Raw genomic sequence first — 14,013 nt, forward strand, 5'->3', positions numbered from 1 at the left:
AACTACTGTGCCTCTCCCATTTGGTACCTTAGCCTCTCTTCATCCCCCATTCTCCTGTCCAGCTGTTGGGAATAAGCACGGGCATTTTTGAAACCATAATCCAGGTAGGCTAAGTCAGCCCAGTATTTTGCATTTTGCAAGTCACCCAATACCTCATAACCTAATGCGATGTTGTAAGCCATTCTACCTCCGGTTTTGGGATGGGCAGAAGGTAGTCCACTTTCCCAGGTGGCAATCGCCTCTTCCCATTGGTTGACTTGGGCATACCTTGCCCCTCGTTCTATTTGCGGATTCTTTTTGGATTTGGGGTAATAGGTTCTGGAAATGTTGAGGTACATGGGTGCTACCCTTCTGGCATAGGAGGCCCCTGCCATCTGTCCCACATAAATGGTTGCCCTTGATTTGTCTATCAATAATGCCAAGGCCTGTCCTCTCGATTCCGCCGTGGCACTCCAGGTATTGGTTTTGGAAAACTCTTTCTGATCAAAGAGATTGCGGTTTACAGGATCATAGAAACGAAATCCTGCTTTGACGTTGGCAATGCCTTCTGCATAAAATCCCTGTACCTCGACTTCTTTGGCATTTTCACCGCTGCCCACTGTTTTCTTAATGAGTTGGGCTTTATCTGTCACGATAAAATCCGAACTGAACATTTCTAGACTCAGCACTGCGTCTGCATCGTATTGTTTTACCAACCTGTCAATCAGCTCCCAAGAAAGGGGTTGGGGAAAGGTTTGGGCAAAAAGTCCGCCTTTTAGTCTTTCTCTGGCTCTGATGATTTCATATCGGGGTGAGGTGTTTAGCTCTTGGGTAATGGTGGCGATGGTGGACTCCACCGCATTTTTCACCTCAAATGGCGCTTCTCCTGTCAATATGCCTTCAATGATGGCTAAACCTTGGCTTTCCGGTTCCGTTCTATCCACGATCAAAATGCGCTGCACATGGCTAGGTACGGTAATGTCAGCCGGCATAAGCCTATTCATGGTCACATTACGGCTACAAGAAAAAATAGCCAAGGCCAGCATAAGCCAGACTTTCACATGAACCAACCTGTGTTCAGTCAAATCACTTAATTTCATGTTACAAAAGGATTACGTGTAGGTAATTATTTCGCCCTAATTATTCAAAATTCACCAAAATCTGCCAAAAGAATAGATTTTTCATTGACAAAATCTAAGCCAATTTTCTTAAAAAAAGAGCAAAATTTTGGACATCATCGAAAGTTCGAAATAAAACTAAAATAAATAAAGATATGACATGACAAAAAATGCATTTAGGATCATGCCAGTTTTTTCTTGAAAAGGGAGTCTACAAATTCTTTTTTGTTGAAGACCTGAAGATCTGTCATTTTTTCTCCTACGCCTATGTATTTCACCGGGATTTTGAATTGGTCGGAGATGCCTATTACCACGCCACCTTTGGCTGTTCCGTCGAGTTTTGTGATGGCCAGTGCGGTGATTTCTGTTGCTTTGGTGAATTCTTTGGCTTGGATAAAGGCATTCTGACCCGTAGACCCGTCCAAGACCAACAAGACTTCATGAGGTGAGTCTTCAATGAATTTTTGCATCACCCGCTTGATTTTAGATAGTTCATTCATCAGGTTGACTTTGGTATGCAGTCGGCCTGCAGTATCTATTATGACCACATCTGCACCGGTATCCACTCCTTTTTTGACTGCATCGAAGGCTACTGAGGCAGGATCGGTATTCATGCCATGCGAGACCACTGGCACATTGACCCTTTCTCCCCATAAGATCAGCTGATCTACAGCCGCCGCTCTGAAGGTATCCGCAGCACCTAAGATAACTGATTTACCAGCAGTCTTGAATTGGTGGGCTAATTTTCCGATGGTGGTGGTTTTGCCTACACCGTTTACGCCGACTACCATGATGATGTAAGGTTTTTTATCTTCAGGAAGATCGAAATTGGACAGGTCCTCTGAGTTGTTTTCTTCCAGCAAACCCGCGATTTCTTCTCTCAAAATCACATCTAGCTCGGCAGTGTTTACATATTTATCCCTCGCTACCCTTTCCTCTATGCGTCGAATTACTTTGATAGTGGTATCTACACCTACATCAGAAGTGATGAGGATCTCTTCCAGTTCATCCAAAATTTCTTCATCCACTTTGGATTTTCCAACAATCGCTTTCCCTAGTTTGGAAAAGAGGTTTTCGTTGGTTTTCTGAAGCCCTTTGTCTAGACTTTCTTTCTTTTCTTTGGAAAAGAAACCGAAAATTCCCATAATCTACATTTTAATTTTGCCATGAAGATAATAAAAAATCCCTCCCAATAAATATCAGGAGGGATTTTTCATCTTGGGCCTTTGAATAAGGACCGTTGATTATTTCTTGAGGGTATCCTGTACCAAAGAGGTTGGAACCATTTCTTCTTTGAAAGTGTAGGCGCCAGTTTTTTCCGACTTGATCGCCCTGACCACTTTAGCGTAAGTTACGCCACCTTCTTTTTTTAGGGTTGCTACTACTTTCTTAGCCATTGCGTTTAGGTTTAGTAATAATGCTTTGCAGCAATATTGATGCCTTGAATTATTTAATTTCTTTGTGAACCGTCACCTTCTTCATGATTGGGTTGAATTTTTTCAATTCCAGTCTTTCGGTTGTGTTTTTACGGTTTTTGGTAGTAATGTATCTGGAAGTACCAGGAAGACCTGATGTTTTATGTTCTGTACATTCCATGATTACTTGTACTCTGTTTCCTTTCTTAGCCATCGCTTGATCTATTTATAGGGTGCGCTAATACTATATTATTTGATGATGATGTTTCCTGCTTTTTGAGCATCCTTCAATACGGCAGAGATGCCTTTCTTATTGATGGTTCTCAAAGCACTGCTGGAAACGGTCAACGTGATCCAAGCATCCTCCTCAGGCACATAGAAGCTTTTCTTGTGAAGATTGGGATAAAACTTACGCTTGGTCTTGTTGTTCGCATGCGATACGTTGTTACCTACTTGAGGTCGCTTACCGGTGATGTCACAAACTTTTGCCATGATATATGATCGAAATATTAAAGACGTTTTTCAATTGAGCTTGCAAATATCGGAAGAAATTGTGAATTACCAAAAGAGCTGCCTAAATAATTCCCTGATTTTCCCTGATTAATCTTTCTTTTCATGGTAAGGGCAATGCCTGCACCCCGAACCGCAGCAGCTCCCCCTTCTGAGATGGTATTGAGCGGTAAATACCATCAACCCATTGGCATCCATATAATAATCCCCATCCTGTATTTCCATCGGTCTAACCGTTTTTTTTGGTGTTTTCATTACTCAACTTACATTTTTCTCATGCCAAGGGATTGTTTCAGAGATTTAGATTGATTTCAGATAAGCATCTTTTTACAAATTAACATGGCTTGAAATTCCCTTTTGCTAACTTTGCGGCTGAGACAACAAAATTACTCATAATTATGGAACAAATTACATCAAGTCAGCAGGCCATTGCCCTGGAAGAAAAATTCGGAGCACACAATTACCACCCCCTACCCGTAGTTTTGGCCAGAGGAGAAGGTGTATACCTCTGGGATGTGGAGGGCAAGAAATATTTTGATTTTTTATCCGCTTACTCTGCGGTCAACCAAGGACACTGCCATCCCAGGATCAAAGAAGCCCTGATTGAGCAAGCCGGAACACTAACCCTAACTTCAAGGGCATTTTATAATGATGTTTTAGGTCCATTTGAGCGGTACATTACGGAGTATTTTGGATTTGACAAGGTACTACCCATGAATACCGGGGCCGAAGGAGTGGAAACGGCAATCAAAATAGCAAGGAAATGGGGATACGAAAAAAAGGGAGTAGAAGAAAATGAAGCGGTCATTGTGGTAGCCGAAAACAACTTCCATGGTCGGACCACCACCATTATCTCTTTTTCCAATGACAAAAATGCAAGAAAAAACTTTGGTCCTTATGCCCCGGGTTTTGTAAAGATTCCATACGATGATATTTCTGCTTTGGAAAAGGCACTTGAGCAAAAAAATGTTGTTGCTTTCCTTGTCGAACCCATACAGGGAGAAGCTGGTGTATATACTCCGGCAGAAGACTACATAAGAGTAGCATCAGAAACTTGCAAGAAGCATCAGGTTTTATTTATAGCTGATGAAATCCAAACTGGAATTGCCAGAACAGGCTCTCTTTTGGCCGTATGTGGCAACTGTACATGTCAAGGTCACTGCGAAAAACAAGAAACATATACCCAGCCTGATTTACTGATTCTTGGTAAGGCTATTTCTGGGGGATTTTATCCTGTATCTGCCGTTTTGGCCAATGATGACATCATGAATGTCATTAAGCCTGGCCAACATGGTTCAACTTTTGGAGGAAATCCGCTGGGGGCTAAAGTTGCCATGACGGCCTTGGAGGTAGTCAGGGATGAAAAACTTGCCCTTAATGCCCGAAAACTAGGTAAAATCTTTCGAGACAGGATGCAGGTTTTGGTGGATAAGTATAGCATTCTCAAACTGGTAAGAGGAAAAGGTCTATTGAACGCAGTGGTGGTCAATGATTCTCCCGAAAGTTCCACGGCCTGGGACATGTGTGTGGCCTTGAAAGAGCATGGGCTTTTGGCCAAGCCCACCCATGGCAATATCATCCGATTTGCACCCCCTTTGGTAATGACTGAGGAGCAGCTTCATGAATGCTGTGACATCATCGAGAGGGTTGTAAAGGAGTTTGAAAAGTAGGCTTTTTACACTCCATCACAGTATTTTGACTGCCCACTAGGAAAACCTTTTGGGCAGTTTTTTTTATTGGGTTAAGTTAAAATTTTGGCAACTCAAAGGTTGAAAATTGATGCATGGTATCCACTTTTATTTTTTTGGGCAAATGCAAAAAAATCACGAGCGAAAAGGGAAAAAACGCTAATCGCCATTATCAGATCACTTCCGGACATGTGTTTAGGTAACAATCCAGTAAAGATTTCTTAACATAAGTTGATTTGTTAACAATTCGGTAACATTGCTGAATAGCCTGAATTATGGTGATTTAGACCTTTTTCAAAGTATTTCTGGCGTCATCCTATGGATTTCACCTCTTTTCCCAAAATTCAAATAACAAATTGATAATCTACCGGACACGATAAGGAAACAATAACTTCTCAACTTTGCATCGCTGTACAATTTAATTTTATCTACTTCTTGGTATGCGAACAACTTTCGCTTTGGTCATGACCTTCCTGGTTTTGACCTTCCATGGTGTTTTTGCAAGGGACACGATGGAAGACTCAGTAAGTACCAATGCTGTTGAAACACCTGTTAAAAAGCATTGGGCTGAAAGTATCCAATTGAGAGGTTATGCCCAATTGCGGTATAACCGGCTATTTGAGACCAATCCATTGCTCCAGTGTGAACAATGCGATAAATCCTGGGGGGAAAACGGAGGGTTTTTCTTTCGTAGGATCCGGATGATCTTTTATGGTGACATTCATCCTAGGATTTACTTTTACATTCAGCCGGATTTCGCTTCCGGAGGAGGAAATTTTGCTCAGATCAGAGATGCCTATTTTGATCTTGGCTTGGATGCCAAGCAGGAATTTAGGTTGCGAATTGGTCAGAGCAAGGTGCCTTTTGGTTTCGAAAACCTGCAGTCCAGTCAAAACCGGGTTCCCTTGGACCGAAATGATGGTTTAAATTCCGCAGTCGCCAACGAACGGGACATCGGGGTCATGTTTTATTATGCACCTACTGAAATCCGAAAAAGATTTTCATACCTGGTGTCATCAGGACTGAAAGGATCAGGAGATTATGGTGTTTTTGGACTAGGCTTGTACAACGGACAAACTGCCAACAATCCGGAAAAAAACAACTCCTTGCACGTGGTATCAAGGGTGACCTATCCCTTTGAATTGCCGTCAGGACAGATCATTGAAGGTTCTTTCCAAGGGTATACCGGAAAATTTGTCATCAACCGAAATCCTTTGACTGATTTTGACCAGACCGAATTTAGGGAATATAGGTATGGGCCGAGCTTTATCATGTATCCACAGCCTTTTGGTATTCAGGCCGAATTTAACTGGGGAAGAGGACCTGAGTTCAATCCTGAAACCATGGATGTGGAGGACAAGCCATTGGAAGGTGGATATGTATTGGCTTCCTATTTTTTGAGATCTGGTAAGGATATTTTTATTCCTTTCACTAGATACCACTATTATAAGGGCGGGAAAAAACATGAGTTGGATGCCACACGGCATCGGGTAAAAGAACTGGAGATAGGGGTGGAGTGGCAACCGCATCGAAATTTTGAACTCGTTGCTATGTATACCATATCAGATCGGACCTTTGAAAATTCGCTTAACCCTGACAACAGACAAAAAGGAAGTCTACTCAGATTACAGGCACAAATCAATTTTTGATTTAGATTCCTGAAGATGCCAATGAGCAATATTTTCCAAACAAAATCCATATGGTAAAATTTTGGATTTCTATTCTTAAATTTGGGCTTATTGGTTCAAACCTATATACATGAACACGATCAAGCTTCAGATTTTTGCTGTTTGGCTCACAGTATATCTCCTTACACCCGTTAGATTTGAATACATCAAATCCTACACAGCTGTTCCCGATAAACCTGTTCAAGCAGACAATGTAAAGGATAGGCTGAATAAACTGCTTGTGGAAGGTGACATTCCCATGCTGCAACCGGAAGAAGTGGTTATCATCAACCTATGGGCTACCTGGTGCGGCCCTTGCATCCAAGAGATTCCCGACCTTAATGATCTGGTGGATAAGTATGAAGGAAAGAAAGTCAGATTTATTGCTTTTTCGGATGAAAATGAAACGGTCTATCAGAAATTTGTTGGAAAAAGAAGGCAGTTTCGATTTGATTATGAGCTCAGTTTTGGAAACCTGGATGCGTATGATTTTCTGAAAGCCTTTGATCAAAGGTACCATGGAAGAGCCATTCCGCTTCACCTTATGGTAACGGCGGAGGGTGAAGTCAAACAGGTATTGGTGGGCGCCTCACCTTTACATCCACAAATGATGGAAAACTTTTTAGATGAACAATTGAAATAGCATTTGAGAAAGGTTTTACGAGAATTAGAAACATTCCGGACCCGAATCTTCTTTCATAATCATTACTTTTGTTGGTAAACCATAAAATTGCCATGCTAAGAAGACCCAGAAGAAACAGGAAATCAACCGTAATTCGGGAAATGGTCGAAGAAACCCGACTATCAGTCAAGGATTTCATTTTCCCTGTTTTTTTGATAGAAGGTGTTAACCAAAAAATTCCTGTTGCCTCCATGCCTGGAATTTATCGTTATTCCTTGGATTTGCTTTTGGAGGAGGTCGAAAGCTGTCTAAAATTAGGGATTAAAGCCTTTGATATTTTCCCCGCTTATCCTGAGGACAAGAAGGACAAATGGGCTACAGAAAGTTACCAGCCTGATACATTTTACCTCAAAGCCATCCACAAGATCAAATCCACTTTTCCAGAAGCCTGTGTGATGACCGATGTGGCCATGGATCCGTACAGCTCAGATGGACACGATGGATTGGTTCAAAATGGCAAGATACTCAATGATGAGACCTTAGAAATCCTTGGCAAAATGGCTTTGGCCCAAGCAAGGGCAGGAGCCGATATTTTAGGTCCCTCTGATATGATGGATGGAAGAGTTGGGTATATCCGACAGGTACTGGATGAGCATGATTTCACCGAAGTTTCCATCATGTCTTATACCGCCAAATACGCCAGTGCATTTTATGGGCCTTTCAGAGATGCTTTGGACTCTGCGCCTAAGATGGGAGACAAGAAATCCTATCAAATGGATCCGGCGAATTATCGGGAGGCTTTGATAGAGGCAGATCTTGATGCAGAGGAAGGGGCTGATTTTCTGATGGTCAAGCCTGCCCTGGCTTACCTGGATGTGATTCGCCTGCTGAATGACAATTATAACCTTCCTATCGCCGCCTATAATGTGAGCGGTGAATATGCCATGATCAAAGCAGCAGATGAAAAAGGCTGGCTAGACGGAGAAAGGGCCATGTTAGAATCTCTATTGAGTATCAAAAGAGCAGGCGCCAATGTGATTCTAAGCTATTTTGCCAAGGAGTTTGCCCTGCTTTCAAAATAAGTGTAGTCACCAAGAAATGGGTTCCAATCTTGATAGCTATTTAACTAGGCACCTTTTTCCTTACTATTTGCATGCTTTGTATTAAGTTTGTGCTAGTTTTTGTTGGGGCAAGTTTTATACGGCCTCTCCATTAAACCCAGCATCAACCCATGGATAGACAAGCCCTCTTTCAACACATTCAGAACAAGTCCTCCTTCCTCTGTGTGGGATTGGACACAGACCTTTCCAAAATACCTACCCATTTGCTGAAGGAAAAAGATCCGGTCTTCGCCTTCAATAAACAAATTATTGATCATACTGCAGACCATGCGATAGCCTATAAACCCAACTTAGCCTTCTACGAAGCCCAAGGACCTAAAGGGTGGGAAAGCCTTCAGAAAACCCTTGAATACATTCCCAAAGACATTTTTACTATAGCCGATGCCAAAAGAGGCGATATCGGAAACACTTCTGCATTGTATGCGAAAGCTTTTTTTGAAACCATGGATTTTGACGCTTTAACTGTGGCGCCCTATATGGGTGAGGATAGTGTAAAACCATTCCTGGATTTCAAAGACAAGTGGGTCATTTTATTGGCCCTGACCTCTAACCAAGGCAGTCAAAATTTCCAGTCCCTGCTCCTTGAAGACGGGAGTCCTCTGTATTCGGAGGTTTTGAAGAAGAGTCAACAATGGGGAAATTTGGATAACCTGATGTATGTGGTGGGAGCGACGAGAGGGGAAAGAATTGCCGAAGTCAGAAAAATTGTTCCCGACCATTTTTTTCTGGTACCGGGCGTTGGAGCGCAGGGCGGGAGTTTGGAAGAAGTGGCCCGCTACGGGATGAACAAACAGTGTGGCCTTTTGGTCAATTCCTCAAGAGGCATCATTTATGCTTCAAGAGACAAAGATTTTGGACGGTCAGCACAAAAAGAGGCGATAAAGATAAAAGAGGAAATGGGTCAGCTGTTGGATCAGTATTGTCATTAAGAACCAAAACCATGTGGAAAGAAATTGCCGTATTGGTTAGAAAGGAAATCACCCTGGAGTGGAGGCAAAAGTATGCCCTCAATGGTATCCTATTGTATGTAGTAAGTGCGGTTTTTCTCACTTATCTCAGTGTAGGTGCCCAGCAAGGTAACCTTAATGTCGGGACTTGGAATGCCTTGTATTGGATCATCATTCTTTTTTCTGCTGTCAATGCGGTTGCCAAAAGTTTCGTTCAGGAGCATCAAGGCAGGCAGCTGTACTATTACATGATCGCTTCCCCTGAAGCCATCATTATTTCCAAAATTTTTTACAATACCTTGCTGACCCTGATGTTGGCTTTGTTGGGTTATCTGGTGTTTGGGGTGATATTGGGAAATCCGGTGCAGGACCAAGGTCTTTTTCTCTTGAACCTCTTTTTGGGATCTGTGGGATTCTCGGCCTGTCTTACCATGGTTTCGGGGATTGCTTCCAAAGCGGGTAACAACGCGACGCTGATGGCCATCCTGAGTTTTCCCATCATTATTCCCATCTTATTGATGTCCATACGGATTTCTAAAAACGCCCTGGATGGTTTGGATTGGTCTGTCAGTGTGGATAAGTTGATCACCCTTTTGGCGATCAATGCCGTGATCGCTGCCACGGCTTATATACTTTTTCCTTACCTCTGGAGGAGTTGAGATTTTCCACTTGGCGAAAGCTGTTTGAAACCCCAAAACAAAAGATTTACCTTATCTCTTTGGTTTCCTGTTTCTATACCCCTCTTTCCGATTTTCTGCCATTTATCCAAAACGGGACTTATTATATGACAAAAAGCACAGGAATGAGAAACTTATGGCTTATTTTTGCACTTAATTAAGCAAACGAAATAAAATGAGAGCAAACTGGTGGAAGGTACTGTCAGTCATCTTATTGGGATTTACCCTGACCGTGGGCCTTTTGGGAGATGTTCCTAGACTGCCTATTCTCAATGAAACCATTCGGGCTTTGTATTTCCATGTGACCATGTGGTTTGGCATGATCCTTATGCTGGTGGTAGCGGTATACCACAGCATCCGATACCTGCGATCCAATGACCTGAAGCATGATGATATGGCCATAGAATTTACCAATTCCGCCATTCTTTTTGGTGTCTTGGGAATTGTCACGGGCATGTTGTGGGCTAAATTTACTTGGGGAGACTATTGGAGTGGTGATCCCAAACAAAACGCTTCAGCCATTGGATTGCTGATGTATTTTGCCTATTTGGTTTTAAGAAATTCACTCACTGATGTATATCAAAGAGCCAGAATAGGTGCCATTTACAATATCTTTGCCTTTGCGGCTTTTATTCCGCTGATCTTTGTCTTGCCAAGACTTACCGATAGCCTTCACCCTGGCAACGGAGGTAATCCTGGATTCAATGCCTATGATCTTGACAGCAATCTTAGATTGGTGTTCTATCCCGCGATTATAGGTTGGACGCTTTTGGGAGCATGGTTGAGTACAGTTAGGGTGAGACTCAGAAGGATAGAGCGAAAACTTGAAAACAAACTGATTAATCAGACTTAAATGAAAAACTGGTTCTGCATCCTTTTCCTAGTGATCAGCCTGAATGCATCGGCTCAGGATAAAATCCCCATCACAGAGGAAGACTATCAAAATTCCCGAATTGAAATGGCGGACGTCATGCGTTCTAGCGGAAAAATTTATGTGCTAGTTGGCATTATCGGGATTGTTTTCGGCGGAATTTTGGTTTACCTCATAAGTACCGATAGGAAAGTGGTCAAACTCGAGAAAATGCTCAAAGAAGAGAGTGGATATGATTGAATATCATTTTATTCAGAAAATTTCCGATTAAAATGCTTAATAACAATGATCAGAGAGATAGGTTTTGTCGTTAGGTACAATGAGCCTTCTTGCTGTATAAATTGATAAAAATTATGAAAAAGGGACATATCATCGGGATTGGAATCATAGCCGTCGCCATCTTGATCATCATTTCCTCCATTGGAGATGCAAGTACTTATGAAAGTTTCTCCACAGCTAAAGCCTTGGCAGTAAAAGGCGATAGCAAAGCCATCCACGTGGTAGGAGAATTGAAAAAAGACGCGTATGGTAGGGTAGTAGGCTTGCAGGTAGAAGAAGATAAAACCTCCTTCATTTTTACCATGGTGGACAATGATGGCATAGAGCAACAGGTTTATTACAACGAACCTGTTCCAGCGGATTTTGTTAGGACTGAACAAATCGTCGTTATCGGTTCTTTTAAGTCTGAGGAAATGTTTGTTGCAGATAAGATCCTCATGAAATGCCCATCCAAATATCAGGAGACTGAGGTACAGTCAGCCGGAATGTAAGCATGTTTCCTTCTCGATTAAAGTAAACTATGATCAATACCTTTGTTGGTAATTTAGGCCATTTCGCAGTGGTCTTGGCTTTTGTAAGCGCCATCCTCACAGCTTATGCTTATTACAGATTCAGTATCGCTTCTGAATTGGAAAAACCCAGTTGGCAAAAATTCAGTCGGACGGTTTTTTACGTGCATGCGCTTTCCAGCGTGACCATCGCTTTTGCTCTTTTTGAAATTATCTACAACCACCGGTTCGAGTATTTCTACGCTTATTCCCATTCCTCCAAAGCACTGCCAGTGCATTACATGATCTCAAGTTTTTGGGAAGGTCAGGAAGGGGCCTTTATCCTTTGGATCTTTTGGAACATGGTTTTGGGACTTATTTTGATTCGCACCAACAAGGCATGGGAGGGACCTGTCATGATCGTTTTCGCATTGGTTCAGGCTTTCCTTGTTTCCATGATTTTAGGCGTGGTAATTGGGGATTTAAAGATAGGTAGTTCTCCTTTCATGTTGTTGAGAGATGTCAGCAATGCCCCTATTTTCCAGATCAATCCAGATTTTGTACCTGCTGATGGTACGGGGCTTAACCCGTTGTTGCAGAACATTTGGATGGTAATTCATCCACCTACCTTGTTTCTAGGGTATGCCTCTACTTTGGTACCTTTCGCCTTTCTGATGGCGGGATTGGCTACAAAAAAATATTCCGAATGGATCAGACCAGCATTGCCATGGGCCATATTTTCGGCTATGATTCTGGGGATGGGCATCATAATGGGAGCCTATTGGGCTTATGTGACGTTAAATTTTGGAGGTTATTGGAATTGGGATCCAGTAGAAAATGCCGTTTATGTGCCTTGGTTGATTTTGGTGGCATCTATTCACACCATGATCACCTTCAAAAAAAGCAGCACAGCACTCAAAACCTCCATTGTTCTGGTGATTTCCACCTTTATCCTGGTACTTTATGCTACTTTCTTGGTCCGAAGTGGCGTCTTGGGAGATGCCTCTGTACATTCCTTTACAGACTTAGGGCTATCAGGGCAATTGTTGATTTACATGCTCTTTTTTCTCTTCGCTGCAGTTTTTCTGGCCGCAAAGTCCTGGAAACACATCCCCACTTCGGAAAGAGAGGCATCAGTTTATTCCAGAGAATTTTGGATTTTCATCGGAGCCACCACCTTGGCTTTGATGGCTTTTCAGGTTATTTTGCCTACTTCCATTCCAGTATTTAATGCCATCGTGGAAATGTTTGGAGGCATTTCAAACATGGCTCCCCCGGCGGACCAAGTAGGTTTTTACACCAAATTCCAATTGTGGTTTGCCGTTATCCTGGCTTTGTTGACCGCGGTGGGACAGTTCTTTTGGTGGAACAAAATGGACGGAAAAACCCTAAAAGAAGCATTGACAGTTCCTTACATCATTACCATTTTACTCACAGCCATCATTATTGTTTTGGCAAAGGTGTATGACATAAGGTTTATGGTGATTGTTTTGGCAGGTGTGTTTACCATTGTGGCCAACAGCACCATTTTAATCAAGATACTCAGAAAATCAAGCTTTAAATTGGCTGGCGGTTCTCTAGCCCATATTGGCTTGGGGATGATATTGATTGGGATCATGTTTTCTTCGGGATACTCTGAAGTAATCTCTACCAATCTGAGTGGTTTGACCTATAAGCGAGAATGGGAAGATGATCTTAATAAGCAGAATGTGTTGCTTTGGGTCAACAAACCCACCCAAATGAAGGATTACGATGTGGTATACCGGGGAAGACACAAGAAGGTGGTGGGTGTGCCTGGTTATGTCAGAGTAAATAAGCTACAAACCACAGATGATGTCAATGTAGCCATTGCCCTTGAGGACATTTCGGCTAAAGGAAAGGTGTATCATCAAAAAGGAGATAAAGTAAATCTGGTCCTTGAGGAAAACAGTTATTTTGAAATAGAATATTATCAGGACGATGAGTACAAATTTACCCTCTTCCCTATGTCTCAACCCAATCCCACGATGGGGCTGATCTCCTCGCCGGATTCCAAAAGGTTTCTCTCCAAGGACTTATACACCCATATATCTGCCATCAATGATTATGAGGATCCTGAATGGAAGGAAGATGAATGGTACGAAATCAGTCCCGGAGAACAGGTTTTCATCAGTGATTTCGTAACAAATTTTGAAGGTGGGGAAGTAATCACAGAGGTGGAAGGCTTTGAATTGGAGGAAGGTGATATTGCGGTGAAAGCCAAGCTGATCGTTCTGGACAATGATATAAGAAAGCCTCTTGAACCCATTTTTCTGATCCGGGGCAGTCAAGTGGGTAGGATTCCGGTCATTGACAATGACCTGGGTGTCAAAGTGACCTTGGAAAATATTTTGCCGGAAGAAAACAAATTTGTTTTTAAGGTCAACCGCTACCAAAAGGATTATGTGGTGATGAAAGCCATGGTCAAACCCCATATCAACATTCTTTGGGCTGGCACCATCATCATGCTCTTCGGATTCTCAGTAGCCATTTACAGGCGATATGATGAATTCAGTAAGATGCGTGACAAAGGATTGGAATAAAATTTTTATGGAAAGAAGAAACCGAGACCACCCTAAAGAAGTTGGTCTCGGTTTCTTTATTTTTTCAGGA

Annotated in this window: 16 protein-coding genes; 10 read left to right on the plus strand and 6 right to left on the minus strand. The window is 42.3% G+C overall.

Annotated features, from left to right (window positions below; translation table 11 throughout):
- Window positions 1-2 precede the first annotated feature (2 nt).
- From H1A14_RS11685 to H1A14_RS11710, 6 genes are all read right to left on the minus strand, one after another.
- Window positions 3-1,079 (minus strand): DUF6340 family protein, encoded by a 1,077-nt coding sequence (locus H1A14_RS11685; RefSeq protein ID WP_228527746.1) that lies wholly within the window; start codon window positions 1,077-1,079, stop codon window positions 3-5.
- A gap of 200 nt (window positions 1,080-1,279) precedes the next feature.
- The gene (ftsY, locus tag H1A14_RS11690) at window positions 1,280-2,242 is read right to left on the minus strand and encodes a signal recognition particle-docking protein FtsY (RefSeq protein ID WP_194776439.1); all 963 of its coding nucleotides are present in this window, start codon (window positions 2,240-2,242) and stop codon (window positions 1,280-1,282) included.
- 99 nt (window positions 2,243-2,341) lie between these two features.
- The gene (locus H1A14_RS11695) at window positions 2,342-2,494 is read right to left on the minus strand and encodes a DUF4295 domain-containing protein (RefSeq protein ID WP_194776440.1); all 153 of its coding nucleotides are present in this window, start codon (window positions 2,492-2,494) and stop codon (window positions 2,342-2,344) included.
- A gap of 49 nt (window positions 2,495-2,543) precedes the next feature.
- On the minus strand, window positions 2,544-2,726 hold the full coding sequence (gene rpmG, locus H1A14_RS11700) for a 50S ribosomal protein L33 (protein ID WP_035075268.1): 183 nt from the start codon (window positions 2,724-2,726) through the stop codon (window positions 2,544-2,546).
- 35 nt (window positions 2,727-2,761) lie between these two features.
- Window positions 2,762-3,004: a 50S ribosomal protein L28 gene (gene rpmB / locus H1A14_RS11705; protein WP_194776441.1), complete on the minus strand. Its 243-nt coding sequence runs from the start codon at window positions 3,002-3,004 to the stop codon at window positions 2,762-2,764.
- Between the two features lie 108 nt (window positions 3,005-3,112).
- On the minus strand, window positions 3,113-3,277 hold the full coding sequence (locus tag H1A14_RS11710) for a DUF5522 domain-containing protein (RefSeq protein ID WP_194776442.1): 165 nt from the start codon (window positions 3,275-3,277) through the stop codon (window positions 3,113-3,115).
- Between the two features lie 140 nt (window positions 3,278-3,417).
- Here H1A14_RS11710 and rocD point away from each other — a divergent pair, with 140 nt between their 5' ends.
- The 10 genes from rocD to ccsA (H1A14_RS11760) all read left to right on the plus strand — a co-directional run bounded on the left by rocD (window position 3,418) and on the right by ccsA (H1A14_RS11760) (window position 13,943).
- Window positions 3,418-4,692: an ornithine--oxo-acid transaminase gene (gene rocD, locus H1A14_RS11715; protein ID WP_317174887.1), complete on the plus strand. Its 1,275-nt coding sequence runs from the start codon at window positions 3,418-3,420 to the stop codon at window positions 4,690-4,692.
- Between the two features lie 458 nt (window positions 4,693-5,150).
- Window positions 5,151-6,359: a porin gene (locus H1A14_RS11720; protein WP_194776443.1), complete on the plus strand. Its 1,209-nt coding sequence runs from the start codon at window positions 5,151-5,153 to the stop codon at window positions 6,357-6,359.
- A gap of 109 nt (window positions 6,360-6,468) precedes the next feature.
- Window positions 6,469-7,020, plus strand: a complete 552-nt coding sequence (locus H1A14_RS11725) for a TlpA family protein disulfide reductase (RefSeq protein WP_194776444.1) — start codon at window positions 6,469-6,471, stop codon at window positions 7,018-7,020.
- A gap of 92 nt (window positions 7,021-7,112) precedes the next feature.
- A complete protein-coding gene (gene hemB, locus H1A14_RS11730; RefSeq protein ID WP_194776445.1) occupies window positions 7,113-8,081 on the plus strand; it encodes a porphobilinogen synthase in 969 nt (322 codons plus the stop codon).
- 149 nt (window positions 8,082-8,230) lie between these two features.
- Window positions 8,231-9,049, plus strand: coding sequence for an orotidine-5'-phosphate decarboxylase (gene pyrF, locus H1A14_RS11735; protein WP_194776446.1), 819 nt, complete (start codon window positions 8,231-8,233; stop codon window positions 9,047-9,049).
- Between the two features lie 11 nt (window positions 9,050-9,060).
- Window positions 9,061-9,726: a heme exporter protein CcmB gene (locus H1A14_RS11740; RefSeq protein WP_194776447.1), complete on the plus strand. Its 666-nt coding sequence runs from the start codon at window positions 9,061-9,063 to the stop codon at window positions 9,724-9,726.
- 193 nt (window positions 9,727-9,919) lie between these two features.
- On the plus strand, window positions 9,920-10,597 hold the full coding sequence (ccsA, locus tag H1A14_RS11745) for a cytochrome c biogenesis protein CcsA (RefSeq protein ID WP_194776448.1): 678 nt from the start codon (window positions 9,920-9,922) through the stop codon (window positions 10,595-10,597).
- Entirely contained in the window at window positions 10,598-10,855 is a 258-nt protein-coding gene (locus H1A14_RS11750; RefSeq protein ID WP_194776449.1) for a CcmD family protein, read from the plus strand.
- A gap of 113 nt (window positions 10,856-10,968) precedes the next feature.
- Entirely contained in the window at window positions 10,969-11,385 is a 417-nt protein-coding gene (locus H1A14_RS11755; protein ID WP_194776450.1) for a cytochrome c maturation protein CcmE domain-containing protein, read from the plus strand.
- A 29-nt stretch (window positions 11,386-11,414) separates the two neighbouring features.
- Window positions 11,415-13,943 carry a cytochrome c biogenesis protein CcsA gene (gene ccsA / locus H1A14_RS11760; RefSeq protein WP_194776451.1) on the plus strand — a complete coding sequence of 843 codons (2,529 nt, stop codon included), beginning with the start codon at window positions 11,415-11,417 and terminating at the stop codon, window positions 13,941-13,943.
- Window positions 13,944-14,013 lie beyond the last annotated feature (70 nt).

It is taken from the genome of Pararhodonellum marinum (genome assembly GCF_015354735.1).
GTDB classification, from domain to species: Bacteria; Bacteroidota; Bacteroidia; order Cytophagales; family Cyclobacteriaceae; genus Pararhodonellum; species Pararhodonellum marinum.

Bases quoted from the DNA above. Each gene is read 5' to 3' on its own strand.
- H1A14_RS11710 (WP_194776442.1), bottom strand. From the start codon at position 3,277: ATGAAAACACCAAAAAAAACGGTTAGACCGATGGAAATACAGGATGGG.
- hemB (WP_194776445.1), top strand. From the start codon at position 7,113: ATGCTAAGAAGACCCAGAAGAAACAGGAAATCAACCGTAATTCGGGAA.
- ccsA (WP_194776451.1), top strand. From the start codon at position 11,415: ATGATCAATACCTTTGTTGGTAATTTAGGCCATTTCGCAGTGGTCTTG.
- H1A14_RS11720 (WP_194776443.1), top strand. From the start codon at position 5,151: ATGCGAACAACTTTCGCTTTGGTCATGACCTTCCTGGTTTTGACCTTC.
- H1A14_RS11750 (WP_194776449.1), top strand. From the start codon at position 10,598: ATGAAAAACTGGTTCTGCATCCTTTTCCTAGTGATCAGCCTGAATGCA.
- rpmG (WP_035075268.1), bottom strand. From the start codon at position 2,726: ATGGCTAAGAAAGGAAACAGAGTACAAGTAATCATGGAATGTACAGAA.
- ccsA (WP_194776448.1), top strand. From the start codon at position 9,920: ATGAGAGCAAACTGGTGGAAGGTACTGTCAGTCATCTTATTGGGATTT.
- H1A14_RS11685 (WP_228527746.1), bottom strand. From the start codon at position 1,079: ATGAAATTAAGTGATTTGACTGAACACAGGTTGGTTCATGTGAAAGTC.
- pyrF (WP_194776446.1), top strand. From the start codon at position 8,231: ATGGATAGACAAGCCCTCTTTCAACACATTCAGAACAAGTCCTCCTTC.
- H1A14_RS11755 (WP_194776450.1), top strand. From the start codon at position 10,969: ATGAAAAAGGGACATATCATCGGGATTGGAATCATAGCCGTCGCCATC.
- rpmB (WP_194776441.1), bottom strand. From the start codon at position 3,004: ATGGCAAAAGTTTGTGACATCACCGGTAAGCGACCTCAAGTAGGTAAC.
- ftsY (WP_194776439.1), bottom strand. From the start codon at position 2,242: ATGGGAATTTTCGGTTTCTTTTCCAAAGAAAAGAAAGAAAGTCTAGAC.
- H1A14_RS11695 (WP_194776440.1), bottom strand. From the start codon at position 2,494: ATGGCTAAGAAAGTAGTAGCAACCCTAAAAAAAGAAGGTGGCGTAACT.
- H1A14_RS11740 (WP_194776447.1), top strand. From the start codon at position 9,061: ATGTGGAAAGAAATTGCCGTATTGGTTAGAAAGGAAATCACCCTGGAG.
- H1A14_RS11725 (WP_194776444.1), top strand. From the start codon at position 6,469: ATGAACACGATCAAGCTTCAGATTTTTGCTGTTTGGCTCACAGTATAT.